The following is an 8,165-nucleotide window of genomic DNA, read 5'->3' on the forward strand; positions in this document are numbered from 1 at the left end:
CCCCGAAAAGCCCCCGAATCACGCCGAAATCGCGCCGAGTAGATGAGACTTCTCACATCTTGCGTCGGGCCCGCGAAACAAGCGAGTCGTCGCGAGCGTGGGCGCCACAGTCCGCTCAGCAGACGCGATGATCAAGGGAGCCGACCCCGGCCCTAGGCTGGGGGCGTGCTCGATCTGACGGCGCCCACGCCCCCTGACCCGGTCGGCGATCCCACGCCCTGGACCAGGCCGGCGGCGTATTGGCCCCGGCTCACGACAGCCACCGCACACCTGCCGGCGCCGGTCGCCGCCCTCGATCTTGGCGCGTTGCGCTACAACGCCCTCGACATGCTCGTGCGTGCAGGCGGCGCCCCGATCCGCGTGGCGAGCAAGTCTGTGCGCGTTCGCGAGGTCATCGACGCGGTGCTACGCCTGCCGGGTTACCGAGGCATCCTGGCGTTCACCCTCGCCGAAGCACTCTGGCTCGCGGAGACGCACGACGACGTCGTGATGGGGTACCCGAGCGCCGACCGTGCGAGCCTTGCTCGACTCGCGTCCGATGACCAGCTGACGTCCCGTGTGACCCTCATGGTCGACGATCCCGCGCAGCTCGATCTGGTCGATGCCGTCGCCCCCGCCGGAAAGCGCCCGCGGATCCGGGTTGCGATCGATGCGGATGCCTCGTGGCGAGCACCCGCGCTCGGGCACATCGGTGTGCGCCGGTCGCCCCTGCACACCGTCGCCGAGGTGCGGGAGTTCGCTCGCACGATCGCGATGCGGCCCGGCTTCGACCTCGTCGGGCTCATGATGTACGAAGCCCAGATCGCCGGGCAGCCCGACCACGACGGCCGCGGCGACGGGGTCATTCGGTGGATGCAGGGTCGGTCGATCGCGGAGTTGCGGGGGCGACGCGGCGCGATCGTCGCCGCGCTCCGCGACATCACACCCCTCGAGTTCGTGAACGGGGGCGGCACGGGATCGCTCGAACTCACGGCCGCCGACACCGCCGTGACAGAGGTGACCGCGGGCAGTGGTCTCTTCGCGGGGCACCTCTTCGACCGCTACCGCGCGTTCGCACCGGCTCCGGCCCTCGCCTTTGCGTATGACGTGGTGCGGCGTCCGACGCCCGACATCGCGACGATCCTCGGCGGCGGCTGGATCGCCTCGGGACCGCCGCTCGCCTCCCGTCAGCCGCTGCCCGTCTGGCCGACGGGCCTCCGCGCGCTCGACCGCGAGGGTGCGGGTGAGGTGCAGACACCGCTTCAGGGCGAGACTGCGCGAGCGCTCGCCGTCGGCGACCGGGTGTGGTTGCGACCCTCCAAGAGCGGCGAGCAGTTGGAACGGATCGATGAGGTCCAGCTCGTGGACGGCGACTCGATCGCGCGGGCGCTTCCGACCTATCGCGGCGAAGGGCGAGCGTTCCTGTGACCCGGATCGGCGGCACTTGGCGCAACTGGGCCAGAACCGCGCAGGTGCGGCCGCAACGGGTCGAGCGTCCCGCCGATACCGCTGCCGTCGTCCGCTCGGTGCAGGCTGCGATCGCGCGGGGACTGCGCATCAAGGCGGTCGGCGCCGGCCACAGCTTCACCGGGATCGCCGTTGCGCCAGGCGTTCTGCTCGATCTCGATGAGCTGAGCGGCATCGTCGAGGTCGATCGCGAGCGGGCGCGCGTTCGCGTCCTCGCGGGCACGCGGCTGCACCAGATGCCACGGCTGCTCACCCCCTTCGGGCTCGCGATGGCGAACCTCGGCGACATCGATCGCCAGTCCATCGCGGGGGCGATCTCGACCGGGACGCACGGCACGGGCCTGCGCTTCGGGGGCATCTCGACGCAAGTGGTCGGGGCAACCCTCGTGACCGGCACGGGTGAGCTGCTCACCGTGAGCGACGACGAGAACACGGAGATGCTGCCCGCCGTGGCGCTCGGGCTCGGCGCCCTCGGCATCCTGGTCGATGTCACGCTGCAGTGCGTACCCGCGTTCGTGCTGCGCGCGGTCGAGCGTCCCGAACCGGTCGATGATGTGGTGGCGGAGCTGCCCGCCCGCGTCGAGGCATCCGATCACTTCGAGTTCTACTGGTTTCCGCACACCGATGTCGCGCTCACCAAGACGAATACACGCCTGCCCGAGAGTACGCCCCGCGCGCCGCTCCCGCGCGCCTCGCGTTGGCTGGATGAGACACTGCTGGCCAACGGTCTCTACCGCATGACGTGCGGGTCGGCGTCTCTCGTTCCCGCGATGGCACCCCCGATCAACCGGCTCGCGACGCGCCTGACGGGTGATCGCGAGTACACCGATCTATCGACGCGCGTGTTCACGCAAGATCGCACCGTGCGCTTCCGCGAGATGGAGTACGCCGTCCCCCTCGAGAACCTCGCCGCGGCGTTCCGCGACGTGCAGGCCGCGATCGATGCATCCGATCTGCGCGTGTCGTTTCCGATCGAGGTGCGCGCGGCGGCGGCGGACGACCTCTGGATGTCCACAGCCCACGGACGCGCGAGTGGATACATCGCCGTGCACCGCTATTGGCGGGAAGACCCGACGGAGTACTTCGCGGCGATCGAACCGATCATGCTCGCGCACGGCGGGCGGCCGCACTGGGGAAAGATGCACACTCTCGGTGCCGCCGACTTCGCCGAGCGTTACCCGCGCTTCACGGATTTCGTGGCGCTGCGGGACCGACTCGACCCCAACAGGCGCTTCACGAACGTCTACCTGGAACGGGTTTTAGGCGAATAGTTCCCAGGGGTTCGCCGGGATGCGTCGGTAGGATGGGCGAACGTACGACAACTCGCGTCTGACTACCTCGCTTTCTGGAGACACCCATGTGGGAATGGCTCATTCCGGTCCTGATCGTCGTCGCCCTGGTCGCCATCGTCGGCATCTACCTCTGGGCGACGTACAACTCGCTGGTGCAGCTGAACGTGCGCGTCGACGAGGCGTGGAGCGACATCACCGTGCAGCTCAAGAGGCGTGCTGATCTGCTGCCCAACCTGATCGACACGGTCAAGGGGTACGCCGCGCACGAGCGAGGCGTATTCGAGAGCGTCACCCGGGCGCGAGCCGAGACTCTGCAGGCGCAGGGCCCGGCGGACGCGGGAGTCGCCGAGGGGCACATGCAGCAGGCGCTGAAGTCCCTGTTCGCCGTCGCTGAGGCGTACCCGCAACTGCAGGCGAGTCAGAACTTCCTGCAGCTGCAGCAGTCGATCGTCGATACGGAAGACAAGATCCAGGCATCCCGTCGCTTCTACAACGGCGGCGTGCGTGAGCTGAACACCAAGATCAAGATCTTCCCGAACAACCTGTTCGCTCGGAACCTCGGTTTTCAGGAACGCGAGTTCTTCGAGGTCGAGAACGGCGCCGCGATCTCCGAGCCGCCGCGCGTTCAGTTCTGACGTGACAGCCATCGCGGCCTGATCGGGCGGCGCAGCTGTGTACTCCGCGATCGCGCGCAACAAGCGCAACACATGGTTCATCATGATCGCATTCGTGCTGATCATCGGCGGGCTCGGTGTGCTCGCGGGATGGCTGGCGTCGAACAACTGGTGGATCACCGCGTTCGTCGTGATCGGTGCGGTCGGCTACGCCACTCTGCAGTACTTCGTCGCCGACCGCGAGGCCCTCGCGCTGGCCGGCGCGGTCGAGATTCAGAAGGCGGATAACCCGCGCCTCTGGAACATGGTCGAGAACCTGTGCATCGCGACCGGTACGCCCATGCCGAAGGTCCATCTCGTGCAGGATGCTGCGCCGAACGCTTTTGCGACGGGTCGGACTCCCGAGCGGGCGGCGATCGCGGTCACGACCGGCCTGCTCGACATCATGACCGATCAGGAGCTCGAGGGAGTGCTCGCGCATGAGCTCGGCCACGTCCGCAACTACGACATCCGGGTCTCGTTGATTGTCTTCGGTTTGGTCGTCGCGATCGGCCTGCTCGCCGATGTCTTCCTGCGGCTGACGCTGTTCGGGGGCGCGCGTCGAGGCGGCAACGGACAGGCCCAGATCGTTTTCCTGATCTTCGGGATCGTCGCCGCCGTGATCGCGCCGCTCCTCGCCGGTGCTGTTCAGGCCGCAATCTCGCGCCAACGCGAATACCTGGCGGATGCGACGGCCGCGCTCACGACGCGAAACCCCGACGGCCTGGCGTCGGCGCTCGCGAAACTTCAGGCACACGCTCAACCGTTGAAGAAGACGAACACCTCGATGGCGCACCTGTGGCTGGCGGATCCGCTGCGTCCGAACGCCCTCACACGGCTCTTCTCGACGCATCCGCCGATCCCGGACCGGATCGAACGCCTGCACACCATGGGCGGCAGCTTCTGACCGTCACCAGGCCTGCAGGACGAACTCGCCGGCCTCGAAGGTGAAGGCGCCTCGAAGCGTCCATGCATCGTCCCGGTACGTGAAAGAAGCGGTTGTGCCCGCGCGGGTCTGACCCGACACCGTCGCCACGTAGGAGCCGCCGCTCGCGATGAACCCGCCGGTGGCGTCAAGGGCGAGGATGGGGAGCGTCTCGATCCGAAACACGAAACCGTCGGCGCTCGCCAGATCGGCGCCCCACGGGATGCTGATGCCGCACGACGGGGGGCTCGTCACGGCTGGTGACTCCGCCGACGATGCCGTGCACGCCTCGAGGTAGGCATCCACCGCGGCTTGCGCCGTCACGCTCGCGTCCGGTGCGAGCGCTGCCTCGACGGCGACGTCCGCCGTCGCCCCGGGATCCACGACGACCTCGGCCGTGCCCGTCACGATCCCCGCCGGTGCCGCAACGACGTCGTACGCCGCGGGGAGGGCGAGCAGGGGAGCGGATGCTTCGAGCACGACATCACCGATCGTTACCGCGTCGCCGATCGTCGTCGTCGCCGTGATGGTGCCGAGTGCGTCCGCAGCGGCCAACCACTGCCCGTCCTCCAGCCGCATGGTGAACGTCACCTCGTGGGTGTCGCCCGTGAGCAGGTAGGACGCCGACACCGTGACGCTCTCGCCCGTCATCGCCTCGGTGCCCGTGATGCTGGGCTGCGTGAGGTACGCGGTGGCAGCCTCGAAGGTGTCACGTGTCGCCGTGTCCGGCGCCGCGTCGGTGGTCATCGTCGCGCGGACGTCGTCCGCGTCCCCTGAGGCGAGCGCGTCGAGGTACCGCTGTGCGCCGGCCTCGGGGGAGTCAGCGCGGGCAGTGAACCACACGACGAGAGCGATCCCCGCGCCGATCACGACGAGCACCGCCGCCGCGATCGCAATGATCAACCCGCGACCCAGGCGTTGTCGGGGGCTCACGAGTCTGATCCCTGCTCGAGGGCCGACGAGGCATCCGGCTCATCCGTCTGCGGCTCGTCCGGCGCGAGTGCGATCGATTCCGGGCCCGCCTCGTGCCGGGGTGCTCCGAGCACATCGGCCAATGCGCCCGTCGCATCACCCCAGTTCGCCACCGAGATCCCGTCGAGACCCTGCCATCTCGCCGCGTCGCGCAGGACCTCGGCGACACGGGGAGCGGCATCGGGACGGACCGGACCGTCCTCCCACCACGCCGACTGCACGAGCAACCGTGATCCCGCGCGGTCGGCCTTCAGATCGACGCGCCCCACGAGCTCGTCGTCGAGCAGAATCGGCAGGGAGTAGTAGCCGTAGCGGCGTTGAGGAGCGGGTGTGTAGATCTCGATCCGGTAGTCGAAGCCGAACATCCGCTGCGCGCGATCACGGAACCACACCATGGGATCGAATGGCGTCAGGACGGTCGCGGCGTCGACGCGACGGGGAAGCGCGGCGTCGCGATGGGCCCACGCGGGCAGCGGCTTGCCGCCGCGGTCCCAGCCCTCGACGGTGACCGGCACGAGTTCACCCTCCTCCACCAGCTCAGCCGTAGCGCGCTTGACCGCCTTGCGGTCGCGCAGCCGCCAGTAGTCGTCCAGATCTGCCTCGGTCGCAACGCCGTACGCCGCCGCGGCGCGCACGACGAGCTCGCGGATCGCGTCGGGACGCGCGATCTCGCGCCCGAGCGCTGCCGCAGGAATGACGTCCGCGGCCAGGGCGTAACGGCGCTCGAAGCCGCGGCGCCCCGCCACCGCCACCTCTCCGATGAGCCACAGATATTCGAGCGCCCGTTTGACCCCGTCCCAGTCCCACCATGGTCCGCGACCGCCACGCCGCGAATCGTGCTCGATCTCGGCGGGTCGCAGGGGGCCGCGCGCACCGAGCTCGGCGCGCACCCACTCCACGATCGGCATGTTTTCTGCGAACCAGGTCCCCGGCGCCGTGAAACGCGCGCGGTGGTCATCCATCCGGAACCGGAAGAGCTGCCAGTCGCTTGCCGGAATGAACGCCGCGACGTGCGCCCAGAACTCCACGTACGGGGCTCGCCGGGCGAAGAGCAGACGGTCGAGCAGGGCCGTGTCGTACGGACCCAGGCGCGAGAACAGGGGCATGTAGTGCGAGCGCGCATAGACGTTGACCGAGTCGATCTGCAGCGTGTGCATCCGTCGCAGGGTCGCGTTGAGTTGGCGCGTGCCGGGGGTCGCCGGGACGCGGCGCCCGAACCCCTGAGCGGCGAGCGCCATCCGCCGCGCCTCGCGCGCGCTCAGCGACTGTTTCATCGGCGCCAGCCTATCCCCGGCCTACGACATCCCTCTCGGCGCTCGTCGGGCGTCGGAGATCGGGGCAGCGTCGGACCGGTCGAGTGCGTAGCCACCGAGTTTCCGCGGATCTCCGACGCTCACCGATGCGGATGCCGGAGCCCGATACGACTCCTAGACTTGCCGAGTGAACGAAACCCCCGAATCTCCGCGCCGACGACCCGTCGACGTGATTCGGGAGCGCACCGTTTCGAGCGACCTCAGCCCCGCCGTCCCGCGTGGGCTGCGTCTGGCCGCGGCATACGCCTGGCGCATGATCGTCATCGCCGCCGCGGTCGCGATTGTCGTGTGGGTCGTCATACAGCTCAAGGTCATCGTCATCCCGCTGTTGATCGCGATCCTTGTCACCGCACTGCTCTGGCCCGCCTTCACCTGGTTGCTGCGCCACGGCGTACCCCGCTGGCTCGCCATCGTGATCTCGCTGGTGGGCACACTCGCGATCGTTTCGGGGCTCATCTGGCTGGTCGTCTGGCAGGTCGGCCTGCAGTGGGGAAGCGTGCAAGATCGCACCGTCGAGGCGATCGAGCAGTTCCGCCAGTACCTCATCGATGGGCCCCTGCACCTGACTTCCGGGCAGATCGACGACGCGCTCGCCCAGGCGTGGACGTTCGCCCAGGAGCAGGCCCAATTGCTGCTCTCGGGCGCGCTCGCGGTCGGCTCCACGCTCGGGCACGTCGCCGTCGGGGCGCTTCTCGCGATCTTCATCCTGCTCTGCACGCTCGCCGACGGCGGCGGAATCTGGCGGTGGACCGTGCGTTTGTTCCCGCGTGCCGCGCGTCAGCCCGTCGACGGTGCCGCACGCGCGGGCTGGGTGACGGTCGTCAACTACGCCCGCACGCAGCTGCTCGTCGCCTCGATCGATGCGGTGGGTATCGGGCTGGGTGCAGCACTCCTCGGCGTTCCGCTCGCGATTCCCGTTGCTGTTCTGGTGTTCCTCGGCGCGTTCATCCCCATTGTGGGAGCCGTCGTCACGGGAGCCGTCGCCGTCTTCCTGGCGCTGGTCTACAACGGCCCGTTCATCGCCGTGCTGATGTTGATCGTCGTGCTGGGCGTGCAGCAACTCGAGGGCCACGTCCTGCAGCCGATCCTCATGGGCGCGGCGGTCAAGGTGCACCCGCTCGGCGTTGTGCTCGTGGTCGCCGGCGGCGCGCTCGTCGGAGGCATTCCCGGGGCGCTTTTCGCCGTGCCGCTCGCCGCGTTCGTCAATGTCTTCGCCGTGTACATCGGGTCCCGAGGGTGGGAGAGACCGGATAGCGCGGTGGTCGGCGAACTGATTTGGAGTACCGTGCCACGAACGAGGAACACGCGACCCAGAACTCGTCCGACTACCCGACCCGAGGGGACCCAGGCATGACCTCCGTCGAACCACGCGAGCTGACCATGCCGCTGCTCTCGGAATACGAAGATGCCGCCGAGGGGCTACGGGGCGTCGTCAGCCACACCCCGCTCGAGTACTCGCAGCACCTCAGCGAGGTCCTCGGGGTTCCCGTTCACCTCAAGCTCGAGAACCTGCAGCGCACCGGCTCCTTCAAGATCCGCGGTGCCGCCTACCGGCTGTCCCGCC

At 68.7% G+C, this 8,165-nt stretch carries 8 protein-coding genes; 6 read left to right on the top strand and 2 right to left on the bottom strand.

Going from position 1 to position 8,165, the window contains the following annotated elements; genetic code table 11:
- Nucleotides 1-165: 165 nt before the first annotated feature.
- From MIC448_RS14475 to MIC448_RS14490, 4 genes are all read left to right on the top strand, one after another.
- The gene (locus MIC448_RS14475) at nt 166-1,407 is read left to right on the top strand and encodes an alanine racemase (RefSeq protein WP_036301303.1); all 1,242 of its coding nucleotides are present in this window, start codon (nt 166-168) and stop codon (nt 1,405-1,407) included.
- A complete protein-coding gene (locus MIC448_RS14480; protein ID WP_036301305.1) occupies nt 1,404-2,717 on the top strand; it encodes a D-arabinono-1,4-lactone oxidase in 1,314 nt (437 codons plus the stop codon). The genes MIC448_RS14475 and MIC448_RS14480 overlap by 4 nt, the downstream gene beginning before the upstream one ends.
- Before the next feature lie 86 nt (nt 2,718-2,803).
- Complete coding sequence (locus MIC448_RS14485; protein ID WP_036301308.1) at nt 2,804-3,373, top strand: LemA family protein; 570 nt, start codon at nt 2,804-2,806, stop codon at nt 3,371-3,373.
- Between the two features lie 37 nt (nt 3,374-3,410).
- Entirely contained in the window at nt 3,411-4,298 is an 888-nt protein-coding gene (locus MIC448_RS14490; RefSeq protein ID WP_036301309.1) for a M48 family metalloprotease, read from the top strand.
- 3 nt (nt 4,299-4,301) lie between these two features.
- Here the strand turns inward: MIC448_RS14490 and MIC448_RS14495 are convergent, their stop codons facing one another.
- Both MIC448_RS14495 and MIC448_RS14500 read right to left on the bottom strand, forming a co-directional pair.
- A complete protein-coding gene (locus MIC448_RS14495) occupies nt 4,302-5,249 on the bottom strand; it encodes a hypothetical protein (RefSeq protein ID WP_036301311.1) in 948 nt (315 codons plus the stop codon).
- Complete coding sequence (locus MIC448_RS14500) at nt 5,246-6,562, bottom strand: winged helix-turn-helix domain-containing protein (protein ID WP_051514063.1); 1,317 nt, start codon at nt 6,560-6,562, stop codon at nt 5,246-5,248. Before MIC448_RS14500 ends, MIC448_RS14495 begins: the two co-directional genes overlap by 4 nt.
- A gap of 166 nt (nt 6,563-6,728) precedes the next feature.
- Between MIC448_RS14500 and MIC448_RS14505 the strand changes: the two genes are divergently transcribed.
- Nucleotides 6,729-7,955: an AI-2E family transporter gene (locus MIC448_RS14505; RefSeq protein ID WP_051514066.1), complete on the top strand. Its 1,227-nt coding sequence runs from the start codon at nt 6,729-6,731 to the stop codon at nt 7,953-7,955.
- Nucleotides 7,952-8,165: pyridoxal-phosphate dependent enzyme (locus tag MIC448_RS14510; protein WP_036301314.1), on the top strand; the 214-nt coding region annotated here is incomplete at its 3' end. The genes MIC448_RS14505 and MIC448_RS14510, both read left to right, overlap by 4 nt.

It is taken from the genome of Microbacterium sp. C448, from assembly GCF_000582705.2.
GTDB classification, from domain to species: domain Bacteria; phylum Actinomycetota; class Actinomycetes; order Actinomycetales; family Microbacteriaceae; genus Microbacterium; species Microbacterium lacus_A.